21 protein-coding genes are annotated in these 21127 nt (G+C 71.0%); 12 read left to right on the plus strand and 9 right to left on the minus strand.

Features of this window, described 5'->3' with window-relative positions; all coding sequences use genetic code 11:
- Positions 1–102 precede the first annotated feature (102 nt).
- The 3 genes from ACGFZK_RS25660 (at position 103) to moaA (ending at position 3258) form a co-directional block, all read left to right on the plus strand.
- The gene (locus tag ACGFZK_RS25660) at positions 103–468 is read left to right on the plus strand and encodes a DUF485 domain-containing protein (RefSeq protein ID WP_393851201.1); all 366 of its coding nucleotides are present in this window, start codon (positions 103–105) and stop codon (positions 466–468) included.
- Positions 465–2093 carry a cation acetate symporter gene (locus ACGFZK_RS25665; RefSeq protein WP_393851202.1) on the plus strand — a complete coding sequence of 543 codons (1629 nt, stop codon included), beginning with the start codon at positions 465–467 and terminating at the stop codon, positions 2091–2093. The genes ACGFZK_RS25660 and ACGFZK_RS25665 overlap by 4 nt, the downstream gene beginning before the upstream one ends.
- A 175-nt stretch (positions 2094–2268) precedes the next feature.
- Positions 2269–3258, plus strand: a complete 990-nt coding sequence (moaA, locus tag ACGFZK_RS25670) for a GTP 3',8-cyclase MoaA (RefSeq protein ID WP_393851203.1) — start codon at positions 2269–2271, stop codon at positions 3256–3258.
- A gap of 15 nt (positions 3259–3273) precedes the next feature.
- Here the strand turns inward: moaA and ACGFZK_RS25675 are convergent, their stop codons facing one another.
- Together ACGFZK_RS25675 and ACGFZK_RS25680 are read right to left on the minus strand one after the other, a co-directional pair.
- Positions 3274–3525 carry a hypothetical protein gene (locus ACGFZK_RS25675; RefSeq protein WP_393851204.1) on the minus strand — a complete coding sequence of 84 codons (252 nt, stop codon included), beginning with the start codon at positions 3523–3525 and terminating at the stop codon, positions 3274–3276.
- Between the two features lie 136 nt (positions 3526–3661).
- A complete protein-coding gene (locus ACGFZK_RS25680) occupies positions 3662–3940 on the minus strand; it encodes a DUF3099 domain-containing protein (RefSeq protein ID WP_393851237.1) in 279 nt (92 codons plus the stop codon).
- Positions 3941–4179: 239 nt separating this feature from the next.
- On the opposite strand from ACGFZK_RS25680, the gene ACGFZK_RS25685 reads away from it, so the two are divergent.
- Positions 4180–4455 carry a GlsB/YeaQ/YmgE family stress response membrane protein gene (locus ACGFZK_RS25685; protein WP_393851205.1) on the plus strand — a complete coding sequence of 92 codons (276 nt, stop codon included), beginning with the start codon at positions 4180–4182 and terminating at the stop codon, positions 4453–4455.
- 85 nt (positions 4456–4540) lie between these two features.
- Here the strand turns inward: ACGFZK_RS25685 and tyrS are convergent, their stop codons facing one another.
- The 3 genes from tyrS to ACGFZK_RS25700 form a co-directional block, all read right to left on the minus strand.
- Positions 4541–5809 (minus strand): tyrosine--tRNA ligase, encoded by a 1269-nt coding sequence (gene tyrS / locus ACGFZK_RS25690; protein ID WP_393851206.1) that lies wholly within the window; start codon positions 5807–5809, stop codon positions 4541–4543.
- 69 nt (positions 5810–5878) lie between these two features.
- The gene (locus ACGFZK_RS25695; protein WP_393851207.1) at positions 5879–7279 is read right to left on the minus strand and encodes a metallopeptidase TldD-related protein; all 1401 of its coding nucleotides are present in this window, start codon (positions 7277–7279) and stop codon (positions 5879–5881) included.
- Positions 7276–8799, minus strand: coding sequence for a TldD/PmbA family protein (locus ACGFZK_RS25700; protein ID WP_393851208.1), 1524 nt, complete (start codon positions 8797–8799; stop codon positions 7276–7278). Before ACGFZK_RS25700 ends, ACGFZK_RS25695 begins: the two co-directional genes overlap by 4 nt.
- 185 nt (positions 8800–8984) lie before the next feature.
- Here ACGFZK_RS25700 and fabG point away from each other — a divergent pair, with 185 nt between their 5' ends.
- The 3 genes from fabG to ACGFZK_RS25715 all read left to right on the plus strand — a co-directional run bounded on the left by fabG (position 8985) and on the right by ACGFZK_RS25715 (position 11133).
- Entirely contained in the window at positions 8985–9704 is a 720-nt protein-coding gene (gene fabG / locus ACGFZK_RS25705; protein ID WP_030386476.1) for a 3-oxoacyl-[acyl-carrier-protein] reductase, read from the plus strand.
- Positions 9705–9709: 5 nt separating this feature from the next.
- Positions 9710–10480: an enoyl-ACP reductase FabI gene (fabI, locus tag ACGFZK_RS25710; protein ID WP_393851209.1), complete on the plus strand. Its 771-nt coding sequence runs from the start codon at positions 9710–9712 to the stop codon at positions 10478–10480.
- A 203-nt stretch (positions 10481–10683) separates the two neighbouring features.
- Positions 10684–11133, plus strand: coding sequence for a hypothetical protein (locus ACGFZK_RS25715; RefSeq protein ID WP_393851210.1), 450 nt, complete (start codon positions 10684–10686; stop codon positions 11131–11133).
- Here ACGFZK_RS25715 and ACGFZK_RS25720 read toward each other — a convergent pair.
- Positions 11114–11818: a FadR/GntR family transcriptional regulator gene (locus tag ACGFZK_RS25720; protein WP_393851211.1), complete on the minus strand. Its 705-nt coding sequence runs from the start codon at positions 11816–11818 to the stop codon at positions 11114–11116. The genes ACGFZK_RS25715 and ACGFZK_RS25720 overlap by 20 nt on opposite strands.
- A gap of 57 nt (positions 11819–11875) precedes the next feature.
- Between ACGFZK_RS25720 and ACGFZK_RS25725 the strand changes: the two genes are divergently transcribed.
- The 4 genes from ACGFZK_RS25725 (at position 11876) to ACGFZK_RS25740 (ending at position 14364) form a co-directional block, all read left to right on the plus strand.
- A complete protein-coding gene (locus ACGFZK_RS25725) occupies positions 11876–13234 on the plus strand; it encodes a CynX/NimT family MFS transporter (RefSeq protein ID WP_393851212.1) in 1359 nt (452 codons plus the stop codon).
- A gap of 5 nt (positions 13235–13239) precedes the next feature.
- The gene (locus ACGFZK_RS25730; RefSeq protein WP_327261826.1) at positions 13240–13359 is read left to right on the plus strand and encodes an SGM_5486 family transporter-associated protein; all 120 of its coding nucleotides are present in this window, start codon (positions 13240–13242) and stop codon (positions 13357–13359) included.
- 169 nt (positions 13360–13528) lie between these two features.
- Positions 13529–13759: a hypothetical protein gene (locus ACGFZK_RS25735; RefSeq protein WP_393851213.1), complete on the plus strand. Its 231-nt coding sequence runs from the start codon at positions 13529–13531 to the stop codon at positions 13757–13759.
- 83 nt (positions 13760–13842) lie between these two features.
- Positions 13843–14364 (plus strand): SixA phosphatase family protein, encoded by a 522-nt coding sequence (locus ACGFZK_RS25740; RefSeq protein ID WP_393851214.1) that lies wholly within the window; start codon positions 13843–13845, stop codon positions 14362–14364.
- Between the two features lie 71 nt (positions 14365–14435).
- Here ACGFZK_RS25740 and serB read toward each other — a convergent pair whose 3' ends face one another.
- A complete protein-coding gene (serB, locus tag ACGFZK_RS25745; RefSeq protein WP_030012237.1) occupies positions 14436–15635 on the minus strand; it encodes a phosphoserine phosphatase SerB in 1200 nt (399 codons plus the stop codon).
- Positions 15636–16432: 797 nt separating this feature from the next.
- Here serB and ACGFZK_RS25750 point away from each other — a divergent pair.
- Positions 16433–18952, plus strand: a complete 2520-nt coding sequence (locus ACGFZK_RS25750) for an FHA domain-containing protein (RefSeq protein ID WP_393851238.1) — start codon at positions 16433–16435, stop codon at positions 18950–18952.
- Between the two features lie 117 nt (positions 18953–19069).
- Here the strand turns inward: ACGFZK_RS25750 and ACGFZK_RS25755 are convergent, their stop codons facing one another.
- Together ACGFZK_RS25755 and ACGFZK_RS25760 are read right to left on the minus strand one after the other, a co-directional pair.
- Positions 19070–19768, minus strand: a complete 699-nt coding sequence (locus tag ACGFZK_RS25755) for a transglycosylase SLT domain-containing protein (protein ID WP_393851215.1) — start codon at positions 19766–19768, stop codon at positions 19070–19072.
- A 284-nt stretch (positions 19769–20052) separates the two neighbouring features.
- Complete coding sequence (locus tag ACGFZK_RS25760; RefSeq protein WP_393851216.1) at positions 20053–21114, minus strand: S-adenosylmethionine:tRNA ribosyltransferase-isomerase; 1062 nt, start codon at positions 21112–21114, stop codon at positions 20053–20055.
- Positions 21115–21127: the final 13 nt, after the last annotated feature.

The raw sequence follows: 21127 nt of genomic DNA on the forward strand, positions 1-21127 counted from the left end.
CGTCCGTGCCGTTGACAGGGGGGATCAGCACCGCCGTCCCCCCACACGGAGGTTGTTTTGTCCGTCGTCCCCACCGCACCCGCGTCACAAGGAGATTCCCCCGTGACCACCGAAGCAGCGCCGCCGCCGGGCAGCGCGGAAACGCCACTGGCGGGCCCCACGGCCGACGAGTACGCGAGCGTCCAGCAGAGCGCGGAGTTCGCAGAACTGCGCAGCTCCTACCGCTCCTTCGCCTTCCCGCTCACCGTGGCCTTCATTGCCTGGTACCTGCTCTACGTCCTGCTGTCCAACTACGCGGGCGGCTTCATGGGGACCAAGCTCTTCGGCAACATCAACGTCGCCCTCGTGCTCGGCCTCGCCCAGTTCGCGACGACCTTCCTGATCGCCTGGTTCTACGCGCGGCACGCCGCCGCGGAGCTCGACCCCAAGGCAGAGGCCATCAAGGCGCGGATGGAGGCCGCCGAATGAGCAGCACGCACCACCTGACGACGCTCGCCGCGGGCGCCTCCGAGCACCGGCCGCTGATCATCACCCTGTTCGGGCTGTTCGTCGTCGCCACCCTGATCATCACCGTCTGGGCCGGCCGCCAGACGAAGGGCGCCTCCGACTTCTACGCGGGCGGCCGCCAGTTCACCGGCTTCCAGAACGGCCTCGCGATCTCCGGCGACTACATGTCCGCCGCGTCCTTCCTCGGCATCGCCGGAGCCATCGCCCTCTTCGGCTACGACGGCTTCCTCTACTCCATCGGCTTCCTCGTCGCCTGGCTGGTCGCCCTGCTGCTCGTCGCCGAGCCGCTGCGCAACTCCGGCCGCTACACGATGGGCGACGTCCTCGCCTACCGGATGCGCCAGCGGCCCGTCCGCACCGCCGCAGGCACCTCCACCATCGTGGTCTCGATCTTCTACCTGCTCGCCCAGATGGCCGGCGCCGGCGTGCTCGTCTCGCTGCTGCTGGGCATCACCAGCGACGCCGGCAAGGTGGCCGTGGTCGCGCTGGTCGGCGTACTGATGATCGTCTACGTGACCATCGGCGGTATGAAGGGCACCACCTGGGTCCAGATGATCAAGGCGGTGCTGCTGATCGCGGGCACCCTGCTGATCACCTTCCTGGTGCTGGTGAAGTTCAACTTCAACATCTCCGACCTGCTGGGCAAGGCCGCCGAGAACAGCGGACAGGGGGCGAAGTTCCTCGAACCCGGCCTCAAGTACGGCAAGGACTCGACCTCCAAGCTGGACTTCCTCTCGCTCGGCATCGCCCTCGTCCTCGGCACCGCGGGGCTTCCGCACATCCTGATCCGCTTCTACACGGTGCCCACCGCCAAGGCCGCCCGTAAGTCCGTGATCTGGGCCATCGGCATCATCGGCGCCTTCTACCTGATGACGATCGCCCTCGGATTCGGGGCAGCGGCCCTGCTGGACCGCGCCGAAATCCTGAAGTCGAACAAGGCCGGCAACACCGCCGCGCCCCTGCTCGCGCAAGCCGTCGGCGGCGGCCCCGACTCCACCGGCGGCGCCGTCCTGCTCGCCGTGATCTCCGCGGTCGCCTTCGCCACCATCCTCGCCGTCGTCGCCGGCCTCACCCTCGCCTCCTCCTCGTCCTTCGCGCACGACCTGTACGTGAACGTGATCCGCAAGGGCAAGGCCACCGAGAAGGAGGAGATGCGCGCGGCCCGCTGGTCCACCGTCGTCATCGGAGCCGTCGCCATCGGCCTCGGCGCACTGGCCCGCGACCTGAACGTGGCCGGCCTGGTCGCGCTCGCCTTCGCGGTCGCCGCCTCCGCGAACCTGCCGACGATCCTCTACAGCCTCTTCTGGAAGCGCTTCACCACGCAGGGCGCGCTCTGGTCCATCTACGGCGGACTGGTCTCGGCGGTCGGCCTGGTGCTGTTCTCCCCGGTCGTCTCCGGCAAGCCCACCTCGATGTTCAAGGACGCCGACTTCTTCTGGTTCCCGCTGGAGAACCCGGGCATCATCTCGATCCCCCTCGGCTTCCTGCTCGGATGGCTGGGAACCGTCCTTTCTAAGGAGGAGGCCGACCCCCAGAAGTTCGCCGAGCTGGAGGTCCGCTCCCTCACCGGAACAGGGGCGCACTGACATCGTCCGAACACCCAGCGTGGCCGCGTCGTAGTTCCCTACGACGCGGTCACGTCACGTCTCGTTCGTTCGGGCACCCCTGGACGGCACGGGCGTCCCGTAGTCTCGAAATAGAACGCGTGAAGTAGATCCCATGTTGCGCGTACCTACTTCCGGACAGGGGAGGGGGCCCACAGTGCTTCTCGATACCTACGGCCGCGTGGCCACTGACCTGCGCGTCTCACTGACCGACCGGTGCAATCTGCGCTGCACCTACTGCATGCCCGAAGAGGGGCTGCAGTGGCTCGGCAAGTCGGACCTGCTCAGTGACGACGAGATCGTCCGGCTGATCCGCATCGCGGTCACCCGGCTCGGCATCACCGAGGTCCGGTTCACCGGCGGCGAGCCGCTGCTCCGTCCCGGCCTGGTCGGGATCGTCGAGCAGTGCGCGGCCCTGGAGCCCCGCCCGAGGATGTCGCTGACCACCAACGGCATCGGCCTCAAGCGCACCGCGCAGGCCCTGAAGGCCGCCGGCCTGGACCGGGTGAACGTCTCCCTGGACACCCTGCGGCCCGAGGTCTTCAAGACCCTCACCCGCCGCGACCGGCACAAGGACGTCATCGAGGGCATGGCCGCGGCCCGCGAGGCCGGCCTCACCCCCGTCAAGGTCAACGCCGTGCTCATGCCCGGCCTCAACGACGACGAGGCCCCCGACCTGCTGGCCTGGGCCGTGGAGAACGAGTACGAGCTCCGCTTCATCGAGCAGATGCCGCTCGACGCCCAGCACGGCTGGAAGCGCGACGGCATGATCACCGCGGGGGACATCCTGGAGTCCCTGCGCACCCGCTTCACGCTCACCGAGGAAGGCGCCGACGAGCGCGGCTCCGCCCCGGCCGAGCGCTGGGTGGTCGACGGCGGCCCGGCCACCGTCGGCGTCATCGCCTCGGTCACCCGCCCGTTCTGCGGAGCCTGCGACCGTACCCGGCTCACGGCCGACGGTCAGGTGCGTACGTGCCTGTTCGCGACCGAGGAGTCGGACCTGCGCGCCGCCCTGCGCTCGGGCGCCCCGGACGAGGAGATCGCCCGGCTCTGGAAGGTCGCCATGTGGGGCAAGAAGGCCGGGTCCGGTCTCGACGACCCATCCTTCCTGCAGCCCGACCGCCCGATGTCCGCGATCGGCGGCTGACCCGGCCCGGACAGGTCAGCGGAGGCGCTCCGAGCCCTCCGGCTGCACCCACTCGTCCAGCTTCACGACGTCCTTGAGGAATCCGCGGACCCCCAGGAACTGGGAGAGGTGTTCGCGGTGCTCCTCGCACGCCAGCCAGGTCTTGCGCCGCTCCGGCGTGTGCAGCGTCGGGTTGTTCCACGCCAGGACCCATACGGCCGCGTCGCGGCAGCCCTTGGCGGAGCAGGTGGGGGTCTCGTCGGGGCCGGAGGCGCTGGAGGAAGTCACGGCCCCACATTAGAACGGAATGGCGACGCCGAGCAGCCACGGGGGGAGCTGCCCGGCGTCGGTCCGTCGCTCCGACGGGGGATGCGGAGCGCGTGAGCAGTATGTCACGCAGGACCCGGTGGAGTGCACCGGAACTTCATGATTGATCTGAGCTTTTCTTGAGGTTTCCCGCGTCGAGCGCCGGTCGATCAGGGGCCGGGACGAAGTGCGAAGGCAGCGAGGGCGTCGACTCGCGCCCCGCGTTGGCGATGACCACGGCCACGTAGGGGAGCAGGGCGCCCGCGACGAGCGTCACGATGGCGATGGGGCGCTGCACGTTCCAGAGCAGCACGGTCGCGATGACCGACAGGGTCCTGACGGTCATCGAGATCACGTACCGGCGCTGACGGCCCCGCACGTCCTCGGCGAGCCCCATCCGCGCGCCGGTGATCCGGAAGACCTCGGCCCCGTGCTGCTTCTGCCGCTTCGTCCGCTCCACGCTCCACCACCCGATCGCCCGCCGGGCACTCCCGGCCCGGACGCTCCCACGGTACGCCCGCCCCCGGGCCGCGGGGAGAGGGGGGACCCCCTGACGGCGCCGTCCGAAATGCGCAGTACGCCGGGCGGGCCGAGACTGGGCCCACGTGCGCACAACGCGCCAGGAGGAGGCTCGACATGCATTGGTTGTGGGCGATCATCGTCGGTTTCGTGCTGGGGCTGATAGCCAAGGCCATCCTGCCGGGCAAACAGCACCAGCCCCTTTGGCTGACCACCCTCTTCGGCATCGCCGGTTCCGTCCTCGGCAATGCCGTGGCCACCTGGATCGGCGTCGGTGAGACCAAGGGCATCGACTGGACGCGGCACCTGCTGCAGCTCATCGGAGCCGTGGTCGTGGTCGGCCTCGGCGAGATGATGTACGGAGCGATCAAGGGCAAACGGCGGATGACGTGACGCACCGCGGGTCATGACGGAGGGGCCGGCCGGACAAACGTCCGAACCGGCCCCTCCGCCGCGCTCCGCGGCGTCCTACGACGCGTCAGGCGCCGGTGACCTCCACCGCGGCGAGGTTCTTCTTGCCCCGGCGCAGTACCAGCCAGCGCCCGTGCAGCAGCTCCTCCGCCGCGGGGACCGCGTCCTCGGCGGTGACCTTCGCGTTGTTCACGTAGGCGCCGCCCTCCTTCACGGTCCGGCGGCCGGCCGACTTGCTCGCGACCAGGCCGGTCTCCGCGAGCATGTCCACCACGAGACCGAGCTCCGTCACCCGGGCGTGCGGCAGCTCGGACAGGGCCGCGGCCAGCGTGGCCTCGTCCAGCTCCGCCAGGTCGCCCTGACCGAACAGCGCCTTCGACGCGGCGATCACGGCGGCGCACTGGTCGGCGCCGTGCACCAGCGTGGTCAGCTCCTCCGCCAGCGCCCGCTGGGCGGCACGCGCCTGCGGCCGCTCGGCTGTCTGCGCCTCCAGTGCCTCAAGGTCCTCCCGGGACTTGAAGGACAGGATCCGCATGTAGGTGGAGATGTCCCGGTCGTCCACGTTCAGCCAGAACTGGTAGAACGCGTACGGCGTGGTCATCTCCGGGTCGAGCCACACGGCCCCGCTCTCGGACTTGCCGAACTTGGTGCCGTCGGCCTTGACCATCAGCGGCGTCGCCAGCGCGTGCACGACCGCACCCGGCTCGACCCGGTGGATCAGGTCGAGTCCGGCCGTCAGGTTGCCCCACTGGTCGGAGCCGCCCTGCTGGAGCACGCAGCCGTAGCGCCGGTACAGCTCCAGGAAGTCCATGCCCTGGAGCAGCTGGTAGCTGAACTCCGTGTAGCTGATGCCCTGGTCGGAGTCGAGCCGCTTGGCGACCGAGTCCTTCGTCAGCATCTTGTTGACCCGGAAGTGCTTGCCGATGTCCCGCAGGAACTCGATGGCGGACATGCCCGCCGTCCAGTCCAGGTTGTTCACCATGAGCGCCGCGTTCTCGCCCTCGAAGGACAGGAACGGCTCGATCTGGGTGCGCAGCCGGGTCACCCAGTTCGCGATGGTCTCCGGGTCGTTCAGAGTCCGCTCGGCCGTCGGTCGCGGGTCGCCGATCTGCCCGGTGGCCCCGCCGACCAGCGCTAGCGGCCGGTTGCCGGCCTGCTGGAGCCGGCGCACGGTGAGCACCTGGACCAGGTGCCCCACGTGCAGCGAGGCCGCGGTCGGGTCGAAGCCGCAATAGAAGGTGACCGGACCGTCCGCGAAGGCCTTGCGCAGCGCTTCTTCGTCGGTGGACTGGGCGAAGAGCCCGCGCCACTTCAGTTCGTCGACGATGTCAGTCACGGTCGTGACTCTCCTTGAGATGGAGTGAGTAGGGACGTGGATGAGGGGTTACGCGCACATTCTAGGTGGTCAGACGCCCTTGCTTACCGAACTCATGTTGAAATCCGGGATACGCAGCGCGGGCATCGCCGCACGCGTGAACCAGTCGCTCCACTCGCGCGGCAGGGTCTTCTCGGTCCGGCCGGCCTCCGAGGCCCGCGACAGCAGGTCCACGGGGGACTCGTTGAACCGGAAGTTGTTGACCTCGCCGACCACCTGGCCGTTCTCCACCAGGTAGACGCCGTCCCGGGTCAGGCCCGTCAGCAGCAGCGTCGCCGGGTCCACCTCGCGGATGTACCAGAGGCAGGTCAGCAGCAGGCCCCGCTCGGTGGCCGCGACCATCTCCTCCAGCGACTTCTCGCCGCCCGCGTCCAGGATCAGGTTCCCGAAGCCGGGGGAGAGCTGCATCCCGGTCAGGCCCGCGGTGTGCCGGGTCGTGCTCAGCCGGTTCAGCTGCCCGCCCCGGATCCACTCGGTCGCCGGGACCGGCAGGCCGTTGTCGAACACCGAGGCGTCGTCACCGGAGCTGTGCGCGATCACGAACGGCGCGGACTCCAGGCCCGGCGCGTTCGGGTCGCTGCGCAGGGTCAGCGGCAGCTCGGACAGCTTCTCGCCGAGCCGGGTGCCTCCGCCGGGCTTGGAGAAGACCGTACGGCCCTCCACCGCGTCGCGGGCCGCCGCCGACCACATCTGGTAGATCAGCAGGTCCGCCACGGCGGTCGGCGGCAGCAGCGTCTCGTACCGGCCCGCGGGCAGGTCGATCTTCCGCTCCGCCCAGCCGAGGCGCACGGCCAGCTCCGCGTCCAGCACGGTCGGGTCCACGTCCTTGAAGTCCCGGGTCGAGCGGCCCGCCCAGGCGGAGCGCTGCCGGTCCGGGGACTTCGCGTTGAGCTCGAGGGTGCCGTTCGGCTGGTCGTGCCGCAGCCGCAGGCCCGTCGAGGTGCCGACGTAGGTGGAGACCAGCTCGTGGTTGGCGAAGCCGTACAGCTCCCGGCCGCCCTCGCGGGCGCGGGCGAAGGCCTCGCCGAGGGCCGGGGCGAAGTCCGCGAACACCGCGGAGGTGGTTTCGGCCGGGGCGTCGGTGAAGGCCGGCGAGGCCGGGGTCCCGGTGACCAGCGACTGGGCGTCCTCGGCCGGGCCCGCCCCGCGGGCGGCCGCCTCGGCGGCCCGGACCAGCGGCTCCAGGTCGTCCGCGGTCACGGCGGAGCGCGAGACGACCCCCGAGGCCGTGCCCTCCTTGCCGTCGACCGTGGCGATGACCGTCAGGGTCCGGCCACGGGTCACGCCGTTCGTCGTCAGGGCGTTGCCCGCCCAGCGCAGATTGGCGCTCGACTCCTCGTCGGCGATGACGACGCAGCCGTCGGAGGTGGACAGCTCCAGCGCCCGCTCGACGATCTCGTGGGGCTTGGTGATGCGGTTCGACGAGCTCATCGCCCGGCCTCCTGCGTGGTGTTCAGGATGTTCACGTCGCGGAACAGCGCGGACGGGCAGCCGTGCGAGACCGCCGCGACCTGGCCCGGCTGGGCCTTGCCGCAGTTGAAGGCGCCGCCCAGGACGTAGGTCTGCGGGCCGCCGACCTTCTCCATCGAGCCCCAGAAGTCGGTGGTGGTGGCCTGGTACGCGACGTCGCGCAGCTGCCCCGCCAGCCTGCCGTTCTCGATCCGGAAGAACCGCTGCCCGGTGAACTGGAAGTTGTAGCGCTGCATGTCGATCGACCAGGAGCGGTCGCCGACCACGTAGATCCCGCGCTCCACCCCGCCGATCAGGTCCTCGGTCGACAGCCCGCCCGGATCCGGCCGGAGGGACACGTTCGCCATCCGCTGTACGGGCACGTGCCCGGGGGAGTCGGCGAAGGCGCAGCCGTTGGAGCGCCCGAGGCCGGTCAGCTTCGCGATCCGCCGGTCCAGCTGGTAGCCGACCAGGGTGCCGTCCTTGACCAGGTCCCAGCTCTGCGCCTGGACGCCCTCGTCGTCGAAGCCGACGGTGGCCAGCCCGTGCTCGGCGGTGCGGTCACCCGTCACGTTCATGATCGGGGAGCCGTACTTGAGCTTGCCCAGCTGGTCGAAGGTGGCGAAGGAGGTCCCCGCGTACGCCGCCTCGTAGCCCAGCGCCCGGTCCAGCTCGGTGGCGTGGCCGATGGACTCGTGGATGGTCAGCCACAGGTTGGACGGGTCCACCACCAGGTCGTAGCGCCCGGCCTCGACGCTCGGCGCCCGCATCTTCTCGGCGAGCAGGCCGGGGATCTGCTCCAGCTCGGAGTTCCAGTCCCAGCCGGTGCCGGTCAGGTACTCCCAGCCGCGGCCGGCGGGCGGGGCGATGGTGCGCATCGAGTCGAACTCGCCGGTCGTGCCGTCCACGGCGACCGCGGTGAGCTGCGGGTGGATCCGGACCCGCTGCTGCGTGGTCGAGGTGCCCGCGGTGTCGGCGTAGAACTTGTTCTCGTGCACGGCGAGGAGCGAGGCGTCGACGTGGGCGACCCCGTCCGCCGCCAGCAGCCGCGAGCTCCAGTCGGCGAGCAGCGCCGCCTTCTCCGCGTCCGGTACCTCGAAGGGGTTCACGTCGTACGCGGAGATCCACGTCCGGTCGGTGTGCACCGGCTCGTCGGCGAGCTCCACCCGCTCGTCGGAACCGGCGGCCTTGATCACCTGGGCGGACAGCTTCGCCATGGCCACGGCCTGCGAGGCCACCTTGGCGGCGGCGTCCATGGTCAGGTCCACACCGGAGGCGAATCCCCAACTGCCCCCGTGCACCACCCGGACCGCGTACCCGAGGTCGGTGGTGTCGGACCCACCCGAGGGCTTGGCGTCCCGCAGGCGCCAGGAGGCGCTGCGGATCCGCTCCAGCCGGAAGTCGGCATGCTCGGCGCCCAGCGCGCGGGCCCGGGCGAGCGCCGCGTCGGCGAGCGCCCGCAGGGGCAGCGCGGTGAAGGCCGCGTCGATGGAATGGGGCACGGAAGTCCTCCCGTGGTCGGAGCCGGTCGCCCCGATCATGTCGCGATCGGAGCCCTTGTGCCTACATCTTTCTGTAGGGATTCGACAGAGCCCGTCGCAAGGCCCTGTCGGGGGTCGATTCTCCGTACGAGCGATGCGACCTATAGGTTTTTGGTATTCAAGACCGCTAGCGAAAGGGTGATCCGTTGAGCCGCTCGGTTCTCGTCACCGGAGGAAACCGGGGCATCGGCCTCGCCATCGCCCGAGCCTTCGCGGAGGCGGGCGACAAGGTCGCGATCACGTACCGGTCGGGTGAGCCGCCGGAGGCGCTCACCTCGCTCGGTGTTCTGGCGGTGCGGTGCGACATCACCGACTCCGAGCAGGTGGAGCAGGCCTACAAGGAGATCGAGGACAAGCACGGCGCGGTCGAGGTGCTGGTGGCCAACGCCGGAATCACCAAGGACACGCTGCTGATGCGCATGTCCGAGGAGGACTTCACCTCGGTCCTCGACACCAACCTCACCGGCACGTTCCGGGTGGTCAAGCGCGCGAACCGTGGCATGCTCCGTGCCAAGAAGGGCCGCGTCGTCCTGATCTCCTCGGTCGTCGGGCTCATGGGCTCGGCGGGCCAGGCCAACTACGCCGCCTCCAAGGCCGCGCTGGTCGGCTTCGCCCGCTCCCTCGCCCGCGAGCTGGGTTCGCGCAACATCACCTTCAACGTGGTCGCCCCCGGTTTCGTGGACACCGACATGACGAAGGTGCTCACCGACGAGCAGCGCGCGGGCATCGTGGGCCAGGTGCCGCTCGGCCGTTACGCGCAGCCCGAGGAGATCGCGGCAGCCGTGAGCTTCCTGGCGTCCGACGACGCCGCGTACATCACAGGAGCCGTCATTCCCGTTGACGGCGGATTGGGCATGGGTCACTGATCACCATGAGCGGAATTCTCGACGGCAAGCGCATCCTCATCACCGGGGTGCTGATGGAGTCGTCCATCGCCTTCCACGCCGCCAAGCTGGCCCAGGAGCAGGGCGCCGAGGTCATCCTCACCGCGTGGCCGCGCCCGAGCCTGACCGAGCGCATCGCCAAGAAGCTGCCCAAGCCGGTCAAGGTGATCGAGCTCGACGTCACCAACGACGAGCACCTCGCCCGCCTGGAGGGCCTCGTCCGCGACGAGCTCGGCGGCCTCGACGGCGTCCTCCACTCGATCGGCTTCGCGCCGCAGGACGCCCTCGGCGGCAACTTCCTGAACACCCCGTTCGAGTCGGTCGCCACCGCCATGCACGTCTCGGCGTTCTCGCTGAAGTCGCTGGCCATGGCCTGCAAGCCGCTGTTCCCGGCGGAGGGCGCGGCCATCGTCGGCCTCACCTTCGACGCGCAGTTCGCCTGGCCGCAGTACGACTGGATGGGCCCGGCCAAGGCGGCCCTGGAGGCCACCAGCCGCTACCTCGCCCGTGACCTGGGCAAGGAGAACATCCGCTGCAACCTGGTCTCGGCCGGTCCGCTCGGCTCGATGGCCGCGAAGTCCATCCCGGGCTTCTCGGACCTCGCGGAGGTCTGGAACACCCGCTCCATGCTGGAGTGGGACATGAGCGACCCGGAGCCGACGGGCAAGGCCATCGTGGCCCTGCTGTCCGACTGGTTCCCGAAGACCACCGGCGAGATCGTCCACGTGGACGGCGGCCTGCACGCGATGGGTGCCTGATCTCCGATCGGTCTCCCGCGTCCGTACGGCGGCGGCCGCGCTTCCCCTCCGGGAGGCGCGGCCGCCGCCGTTTGCGTTCCGCGGCGGCGCGCTCGATCGCATGTTCACCGGCCGACTGGATCTTCCCGAGTCGAAAAGCGGGACAGATGCCTGCAAACTGACCAAGCCGGGATCTTCTCGGTTCCTGCGGGGAGGAGGTAGGAGTGCGTGCGAGACCGAGCCGAGCGGTATCCGTGCTGGTCACGTCGGTGATCCTGACCGGCCTCCTGGTCCCCGGAGCGGCCGCGCAACCCGCGGACGGCGCGGGCGATCCCGCACCCGGACCCGAGTCGGTTGCCCCGGCCCTCGTGGAGCTCGCCGAGATCCCCGCCGAGATCCCCGCCGAACCTCCCGCGCAGCCGGCCAGGCCCGCCGGGCGTGAACTCTTCGGGGCCGCATGCGACACCGTGATCGAGGGCTCGCAGGTGACGGCCTACTGCCACAACGGCTACCCGGAGACCGACCTCGTACGGCTGCACGTCGAGTGCGACCGCTGGTGGGACGTGGACGGCGACGGGCTCGCCGTGACCGTCGGCCCCGCCGGCCGGGTCGAGCTCGTCGGCCGCTGCTGGAAGGAGGTCCGCTCGGCCTGGGTCAGCCACCGGCGCCCGTGAGCGGTTCCTCCTGTGCGGTGCGGCCGAGGCAGGCGAACGGGTAGCCCGCCGCCTCCGAGGCGGCCGCACCCCCGTCCCCCCGCCGGATCGCCTCGATCAGCCGGGCGTGGTCCAGATGGGCGGAAGGGTGCAGCTCGGTGCCCACGTCCGCCCGCAGCCAGTCGGCCACCAGGTCGCCGAGGTCCGCGTAGAGCTCGATCAGCACGTCGTTGTGCGAGGCCGTCACCACCGCCATGTGCAGACTCACGTCCGCCGCCACGAAGACCTCCGCGTCCCCGCCCGCCCAGGCCTCCTCGCGGCGCGCCAGCAGGGCGTCCAGCTGTACGAGGTCCCGCTCGGTGCGCCGCTCCGCCGCCAGCCGGGCCGCCGAGGACTCCAGCGTCGAACGCAGCTCGGCGATGTGCCGCGGCTCGGCCCCGGCGAAGCGCTGGTGCATGACACCGGCCAGCTCGCTGGTGGCGATGACGTACGTGCCCGAGCCCTGCCGGATGTCGAGGAGACCGTTGTGCGCCAGCGCCCGGACGGCCTCGCGCACCGTGTTGCGGGCGACGCCGAGCAGCTCGACGAGTTCCGGTTCCGTCGGAATGCGGGCGCCGACCGGCCACTCTCCGGAAGTGATCTGATTCCGCAGCTGGGCGATCACCTGATCGACGAGTGCGGAGCGCCGGGGCGAGGTCAGCGGCATGGGTTCCTCTCAAGAGCGACTGGACAACCAATCATCCCATGATTCTATGATGGTTCAATGTTCGACGAAGAAATCCAGACCATGCACCGACCGCCGGTCGTGCGCACCACCCCTGACCGGCACCTTCCCGCCCCCGCCCAGGTCGCCCCGACCTGGCTCGGTCCGGTGCTCATCGTCGGAATCGTGCTGGCCGCCCTCAATCTGCGGCCTGCCATCACCAGCCTCGGCGCCCTCTTCGAGGAAACCCGCACGGGCCTCGGCATGAGCGGCACCGTCGCCGGACTGATCACCTCCGTCCCCGCGCTCTGCTTCGCCGTCTTCGGCGTGACCGCGCCCCGGCTCTCCCGCCGCTTCGGCCCGGCCGCCGTCGTCTGCGCCGGCATGGCCGCCGTCGCCACCGGCCTGCTGATCCGTCCCTTCGCGACCGGAGCCGTCGGCTTCCTCGCCGCCAGCGCCCTGTCCCTGGCCGGCATAGCCCTCACCAACGTGCTGCTCCCGGTGATCGTCAAGCGCTACTTCCCGGACCGGGCCGGCACCATGACCGGCCTCTACTCCATGTCCCTGGCCGCCGGCACCTCGCTCGCCGCCGCCGCGACCGTCCCGCTGACCGGCGCCCTCGGCGGCAGCTGGCGCACCGGCCTGCTGGTCTGGGCCGTGCTCGCGCTGCTCGCCGTACTGCCCTGGCTGCCCGTCGCCCGCGCCTCCCGGCGCGCCGACCGGGCCGCTGCCGCCGCTGCCGCCGCTGCCGCCGCTGCCGCCGCTGCCGCCGCTGCCGCCGCTGCCGCCGGGTCCGGCGCGCGGGCCGCCGCGGGCGCCGACGCCGGCCCGCGGATCGTCCGCAGCCGTACCGCCTGGGCCCTGGCCTGCTACTTCGGCCTCCAGGCCACCGGCGCGTACATCACCATGGGCTGGCTCCCGCAGATCTTCCGCGACGCCGGGGTCTCCGCCTCCACCGCCGGAGTGCTCCTCGCCGTCACCATGGTCATGGGCGTCCCGCTCGCCTTCGTCATCCCGGGCCTGGCCGCCCGGATGAAGAACCAGGGCGCCATCGCCGTCACCCTCGGTGCCTTCGGCCTGATCGGCTACCTCGGGCTCTACCTCGCCCCCGTCGCCGGAGCCTGGGCCTGGGCGCTCCTGCTCGGCGTCTCCAACTGCGCCTTCCCCCTCGTCATCACCCTCATCGGGCTGCGCGCCAAGTCCCCGGCCGGCGTGGTCAAGCTCTCCGCCTTCGCCCAGAGCACCGGCTACCTCATCTCGATCCCCGGCCCCCTGGTCATCGGCACCGTCTACCAGCACAGCGGCGGCTGGGACCTGCCGCTCGCCCTGATGGCCGGACTCCTCGTACCGCAGATCGTGCTGGGCGTCCTGGCCGGACGGGACCGCACGATCGAGGACGAATGCGGCATGCGAGACTGACGGGCATGTCGCCCGTACTTGAACCGAACCCGCAGGACGGCCGCAAGAAGCTCGGCCTCGTGCTCGGCGCGATCCTCGCCGTGACCGTGATCATCTCCGTCATCGCCACGATCGCCTCCCCGTGACGGCGTGACCCCGTGACTGCGCCCTCCCCCGGAGGGTGGGGCTAACCCCACCACCCCTAGGGGGTAGGGCTCAGGGTGAAGTGGGGTGTGCCCCGGATGGGAACCGCTGCCCCGGATCCATAGATTCGAAGGCAGCGAATCAGTCCGGTCCACACCCTGGGAGGCGGCCATGTCGGCCCCCACGCACATCAAGCCCCTCCCGTCGGGCCCGTCCGCCCGCCGGGCCCGCGCCGTCACCGCCGCCGGCACCCGGCTGCACTGGTGGGCGCTGGCCCTGCCCGCCCTCGCCTTCGGGCTCCTGCTGCTGCTCCTCGCCGGGTCCGGTGAGGCCCACGCGGCCACCGGTGAGGTCACCGGCCTGGTCCAGGTCGCCGAGCAGCTCCTGCGCGCCGTCGGCTGACCCTCCGCGCACCCGCCGCCTCCCGGGGTGAGCCCCCCCAACACCCTGCGCCCCGTGGCTCGTTTCATGCGAAGCTGGGAGCCATGAGCGCCGACACACCCCGCAGGATCACCCTCCTCCGGCACGCCAAGGCCGACTGGCCCGAGGTGTCCGACCACGAACGCCCGCTCGCGGAACGAGGCCGCAAGGACGCGCCGGCCGTCGGTCTGAAGCTCGCCGAAACAGGCATCGTCTTCGACCTGGCCCTGTGCTCCACCGCCGCTCGCACCCGCGAGACCTGGAAGCTCGCCGTCCAGGAGATGCCGCACCGCCCGAAGACGCACTACGAGGAGAGGCTCTACGACGCCTCGCTGGGCGAGCTCATCGCCCTGCTCAACGAGACCTCCGACGAGGTCTCGGACCTCCTCGTCATCGGGCACAACCCCGGCATGCACGCCCTCGCCGACGCCCTCTCCGGGCGCGCGGAGGGCGACACCCTGGCGCGTATGACCCGTACGGGATTCCCGACCGCGGCCCTCGCCGTGATCTCCTTCACCGGATCGTGGAAGTCCGTGGAGCACGGGGTCGGCACGTTGCTCGACTACTGGACCCCCAAGGGCCTCTGACCGCCGCCCCCGAGCACGAACGGGCCCCGGCAGCCGATGCGGCTGCCGGGGCCCGTTCGCATCGCAGGGGGTCAGGCCAGGTCGGCGGCCTCGATCTCCTCGCGGGTGATCCCGAGCAGGTACAGCACCGCGTCGAGGAAGGGCACGTTCACCGCGGTGTGGGCGGCCTCGCGGACCACCGGCTTGGCGTTGAACGCCACGCCCAGCCCGGCCGCGTTCAGCATGTCCAGGTCGTTCGCGCCGTCACCGATGGCCACGGTCTGGGACAGCGGTACGTCGGCCTCCGCGGCGAAGCGGCGCAGCAGCCGGGCCTTGCCCGCCCGGTCCACGATCTCGCCGGTGACCTTGCCCGTCAGCTTCCCGTCGACGATCTCCAGCGTGTTGGCGGAGGCGAAGTCCAGCCCCAGCCGCTCCCGCAGATCGTCCGTCACCTGGGTGAAGCCGCCGGAGACCACACCCACCTGGTAGCCGAGCCGCTTGAGCGTACGGATCAGGGTCCGCGCGCCCGGGGTCAGCTGCACCTCGGCCCGGACCTTGTCCACGACGGACGCGTCCAGGCCCGCGAGCAGCGCCACCCGGGCGTGCAGCGACTGCTCGAAGTCCAGCTCGCCGCGCATGGCCCGCTCGGTGACCTCGGCGACCTCGGCCTCGCACCCGGCGTGCGCGGCGAACAGCTCGATGACCTCGTCCTGGATGAGGGTCGAGTCCACGTCCATGACGACCAGGCGCTGGGCCCGGCGGTGCAGCCCGGCCGAGACCACGGCCACGTCCACGCCGATGTGCGCGGAGGCGGTGGCCAGCGCGGTGCGCAGCGGCTCGGTCTCGACGCCGGAGACGGCGAACTCCACCGCCGTCACCGGGTACTTGGCGAGCCGGAAGATACGGTCGATGTTGCCGCCGGTCGCGGTGATCCGTGCGGCGATGGCGGCGGTGGACTCGGCGGTGAGCGGGTGCCCGAGCACGGTGACGTGCGAGCGGCCACTGCCGCGCGGGCGGTTGTCACCGGTACCGGAGAGGATCTCGGCCTGCATCTTGAGGGACTCGGCCCAGCTGTGGACGGTGGCCCGCAGGTCGCCTTCGGCGCCGCCGGCGGGCTTGGTGACGAGGGCGCACAGGACGATGCGGCCACGGGTGACGACCTGCTCGATGTCGACGACGTCGACGGAGTAGGCGGCGAGGGTGTCGAACAGCCCGGCGGTGATCCCGGGACGGTCCTTGCCGAAGATCTTGACGAGGAGGGTGGGGACGTCGGAGGTCTGCGATGCGCTCATGGTGCCCTCACCGTATCTTCCCGGCCCACATGACAGGACCCCCGTCCCACTTCCTGAACGCGCCGGTCGCCCGGCCGGACGGGTGGTCCCGCGCTCACCTCGCCCCCGGCGGCTTCGGCGGACGCGGCGGTCCGGGTGGCCTCGGGGGCGGCGGCGGGGCGCCCGGCGGCGGGGGCGGGGTGAAGGGCGGCCGGTGGGCGGGCCGCGCCGGCCTCGGCGGGCGTGGCGGGATACCGGTGACGGTCACGTCCCAGGAGACGTCCGGATCCAGGTACGGGTGCGCCCACGCGGGCGGCGAAGCCGGGCCGACCGGGCTGCTCGGGTCGGCCGGGCCTCCCCATCCGACCGGCCCGGCGGCACCGCTCGCGTACGGGGCCGCCGGCGCATCCGGGTCGGGAGGGCCGCCCCGCCCCGAGCGAGCCTCCCGCGGCGTCCGCGCCCAGCAGGTGCAGCCCCAGCCCGGCCACTCCCGCCATCACGATCAGGGCCCAGCCCGCGGCGGCGACCGCGGACAGCAGCACGTCTCCCCAACGGATGCGGCGCATACGGTGGCCCCCGATGCCTACCGAGCGGTACGCGACGGGACCACCGGGCGAGAAGTCCCGTATCTCACCCTCCGGGTGACTTTCGACCCCGTCAACGGGCTGTCGTGGACGCCCCGGCAAGGCCCGGATTCCACATACGGCTGTGGGCCTGAAATAGTTCCCCCGGATGTTCGCCATCCCTAGACTCCCTGACGTCATGGGGGATTCTCGGGGGACTTAAGTGGGGCTGGAGTGCCGGAACTCGTACTGGAATTGAATGGAAGGACCTGGACGCTCGATCCGTCCAGGTCGTACTCGCTGGGGCGTGACCCCCAGGGAGACGTGGTGATCGACGATGCCCGGGTGTCGTGGCGGCATGCCACCATCACCTGGAACGGCCGGGGTTGGGGCATCGAGGACCACGGCAGCACCAACGGCACCTACGTGCACGGGGCCAGGGTCCAGCAGACCGAGCTCGTGCCCGGCACGCCGGTCCACCTGGGCAACGCGACGGACGGCCCGCGGCTGAACCTGAGCGCCGCCGCGGCGCCGCAGCCCGCCGTGGCGCAGCACGCACCGCAGGCCCCGGCGCAGGCGTACGCCCAGCCGCAGGCCCCGGCCTACCAGGCCCCGCCGCAGCAGCAGCCCCAGCACCAGGCCTGGGAACAGCAGCAGCACGCGCAGCACCAGCAGGCGCAGCAGCCGCAGGCCCACCTCCCGCACCAGCAGGGCGGCGGCGCCTCCCGCCCGCCGCAGGGGGGCGCGCCGGCCTACGGCGACCGCAGCCCGACGACGTTCCACCAGCTCTCGCTGGGCCACGTCATGCGGATCGGCCGTGCGCTGGAGAACGAGCTGGTGGTCTCCGACCTCCAGGTCTCCCGCCATCACGCCGAGTTCCGCTCGATGCCCGGCGGCCGCTTCGAGATCCACGACCTCGACAGCCACAACGGCACCTACGTCAACGGCCAGCCGCTGGCGAAGTCCGGTACCGCGCTGCTCGGCCCGAACGACATCGTCGGCGTCGGTCACTCGACGTTCCGTATCGTCGGCGACCGCCTCGAGGAGTTCGTCGACACCGGCGAGGTCTCCTTCTCGGCCCGCCACCTCACGGTCACGGTCGACGGCGGCAAGCAGATCCTCAAGGACGTCACCTTCGGCGTCCCGGAGAAGTCGCTGATCGGTGTCATCGGACCGTCGGGCTCCGGCAAGTCCACCCTGCTCAAGGCGCTGACCGGCTACCGGCCCGCCGACCATGGCGACGTCCTCTACGACAACCGCAACCTGTACAAGCAGTTCGCGGAGCTCCGCCAGCGCATCGGCCTGGTCCCGCAGGACGACATCCTGCACAAGGAACTGCGCGTCCGTACGGCCCTCAAGTACGCGGCCAAGCTGCGCTTCCCCGGCGACACCGCCGAGTCCGAGCGCGCCGCCCGCGTCGACGAGGTACTGCGCGAGCTCAAGCTCGACATCCACAAGGACAAGAAGATCACCGCGCTCTCGGGTGGTCAGCGCAAGCGCGTGTCCGTCGCCCTCGAGCTGCTGACCAAGCCGTCGCTGATCTTCCTGGACGAGCCGACCTCGGGCCTCGACCCGGGCATGGACCGCGACGTCATGCAGCTGCTGCGCGGCCTCGCCGACGACGGCCGCACGGTCCTCGTCGTCACCCACTCGGTCGCCGAGCTGGCCATCTGCGACAAGCTGCTGGTCATGGCCCCGGGCGGGTCGGTCGCGTACTTCGGCCCGCCGGACGAGGCGCTGAACTTCTTCGGCTACACCACGTGGGCGGACGTGTTCTCGGCCTTCGAGAACTACCGCGACTACGACTGGGCCGGCCGCTGGAAGGGCTCCCAGCACTATCAGCTCTACGCCGCCGACATCGACGCGGTCGCCCCGCAGTCCGTCGCGATGCCCTCGGCCCAGCACATGCGCCCGACCAAGCCGCAGGGCTGGGGCTCGCAGCTGTGGACGCTGATGCGCCGCTACGTCTCGGTGATCGCGTCGGACGTGGGCTTCCTGGCCCTGATGGTGCTCCTGCCCGCCGTCCTGGGCGTGGTCTCCACGGTGATCCCCGCGAAGTTCGGCCTCGCGCCGCCCGTCGCGCCGTCCCGCTTCAACGGCGACGCCGGCACGATCATGCTGATCCTCGCGGTCGGCATGTGCTTCTCGGGCGCCGCCAACTCGGTCCGTGAGTTGATCAAGGAACGGGTCATCTACGAGCGAGAACGCGCGACGGGTCTGTACCGGTCCGCGTACCTGATGTCGAAGGTGATCGTCCTCGGTGTCATCACGGCCATCCAGGGCGTGATCATCTGCGCGATCGGCTTCTTCCCGCGCGACCTGCCCGCCGAGGGCCTGCTCATGCCGCCGGCCGTCGAGATCTGCCTGTCGGTCATCGCGCTCGGCTTCACCTCGATGATGTTCGGCCTGGTGATCTCCTCGCTGGTGAAGACCGCCGAGAAGACCATGCCGCTGCTGGTCATGTTCGCGATCGTCCAGGTCGTCTTCACCGGCATCCTCTTCCAGGTCTACGACTCCCCGGGCCTGGAGCAGTTCGCCTGGCTGATGCCGTCCCGCTGGGCCATCGCCGCCGCCGGCACCACGCTGAACCTCGGCAAGCTCATGCCGCCGTGGGACGCGGAGAACCCGACCAACACCGACCCGCTCTGGGACGCCACGATCGGGCAGTGGAGCCTGAACATCACCATCCTGCTGCTCATCGGCGTCGCCTGCGGCTTCGCGGTGCAGCGCCTGCTGCGCCGCCACGAGCCCGAGGTCATGCGCGCGGGCAAGTAGGACGCGGGCGTGCGGGCGGCACGACCACCCGCACGCACGACAAACGCCTCAGGGCGGCATCCGGAAGTCCGGGTGCCGCCCTGAGGCGCATGGGGGCTGTGGGGGTACGCCCAGGGCCTAGTAGGCGCTGTTGACGTTGTCCATGGAGCCGTAGCGGTCGGCCGCGTAGTTGCAGGCGGCGACGATGTTGGCGACCGGGTCGTACTGGTCGAACTTGGTGCCCTTGACGTGGTACGTCTTGAAGGTCGGGTAGATGACCTGGAGCAGACCCTTGCTCGGGATGCCGTTCTGGGCGTTGATGTCCCAGTTGTTGATCGCCATCGGGTTACCGCTGGACTCGCGCATCACGTTCTTGTGGATGCCGGCGTAGGTGCCCGGAATGCCCTCCTTCTTCATGATGAAGAGGGCTTCCTTGATCCAGCCGTCCAGGTTGTTCGCGAAGACGGGGGTGCGGGCGGCGGAACGGCTCGCGGCCGCCTTCAGCTCGCGGTCCTTCTTCGCGGCGGCCTCGGCCTTGGCCTTCGCGGCGGCCTTGGCCTTCGCGTCGGCGTCGGCCTTCACCTTGGCGGCGGCCTTCGCGTTCGCCTCGGCGATCACGTGCTGTGCGGAGAGGTGGCCCTGCAGCGTCTTGGTCTGCGCGCCGTTGACGGCCTGGGTCCAGGCGACGGGGGCGGCGGTGACCGTCTCGGCCTCGGCGGCGTCGGCCGGCACGAGGGAGAAGGCGACGGCGGCGGCGCTCAGCGTGGCGACACCGGCAAGGGACAGCTTGTGTGCCTTCGTCAGACGACTGTGACCGGGGGTGCGGGAAGCAGACATGGCGGGGCAACCTCTTCGAATAGCGGGAGTCGCAGGAAGGCGCTTTGTGGATCCGGGGGGATCCGCGGTGCTGTGCGACGGGAGCAATTCTTAGCGGCGGCAAAATGCTGTGGCAAAGGTGTGACGTACGAAGCCGCTTAGTGGATCACGCACGGGCGCCGAGGCCCGATTTCGGGCCTCGGCGCTAGGTGGGACAGTGCTGACAGGCTCTTTATGCGTCCACTAGGGAGCTTCGTAAGTGATGTGGGTCCTATGTGCGGGGTCACATCGGGCACGTAACGGTTTCACCGTGCGTTGCTCCAGCAATGCGGTTGGTTACGGTTGTCATCCTTGAGTAGCAGATGGACGTCCCCGAACTCGTGCCAGAGGCAGAGCCGGGCCCGCGCCTCGGCATACCCGAGCCGTACGGCGGCCCGTCCCGCGACCGCCTCCAGCATCAGCAGATGGGACGCTCGGGGCTCGTGCAGCCCGGTCAGCAACCCGTCCACCGCCCTTACCCCGCGCTCCGGGGTCACCACCAGATCGGTCCACCCGGCGGCCGGGCGCACCCGCCCCCGTGCGTCCGCGGCCGACTCCAGGGCCCGTACCGCCGTGGTCCCCACCGCGATCACCCGCCCCCCGGCGGCCCGCGCGGCGTTCACCAGCCCCGCCGTCGTGGCGGACACCTCGTACCGCTCCGGGTACGGCGGCTCGTGTGCCTCCTGCGAGGCCACCCCCGCGTGCAGGACCAGCGGGGCGAACTGCACCCCCCGGCTCACCAGCCGCGCCACCAGCTCCGCCGTGAAGGGCCGGCCCGCGCTCGGCATCTCCGCCGAGCCCGTCCCGTCGGCCGCCGGCACCGCGAACACCGTCTGGTACGCCGAGAGCGGCTGGTCCCGCTCCGTGTACGCGTACCGGATCGGCCGCCCGTGCGCCCGCAGCAGGGCCGGAACCCCGTACGGCTCGGGGAGGGCCCGCGCCCACCACAGCCGGTCCGCGCCCGCCGCCAGGGGTTCCTCCAGGACCAGACGGCCGCCGTCCGGCAGCTCCACCACGGCTCCGGCCGGGCCCCCGGCGCGCGGCCGGGTCGTCCCCCCGCCGGCCGGGCCGCGCAGCTCCACCGACCAGCGGCCGTCGTCGCCCCGGGTCGAGAAGTGCACCACCAGCTCCTCGCCGCCCAGCCGGGCGCCCACCGCGGCCGCGAGCGTGGCCGAGGTGTTCACCACCAGGACGTCCCCGGCCCGCAGAAGCCGCGGCAGCTCCCGGAAGGCGTGCAGCGACACCTGCTCGGCGCCCCGGGACACCAGCAGCCGCACGGCGTCCCGCCCCAGCCCCGGACCCCGCTGCTCGGCCGGAACCCGGGCCATGAGGTGCAGTGGA

The sequence above is a fragment of the Streptomyces sp. NPDC048257 genome, from assembly GCF_043201855.1.
Classification (GTDB): domain Bacteria; phylum Actinomycetota; class Actinomycetes; order Streptomycetales; family Streptomycetaceae; genus Streptomyces.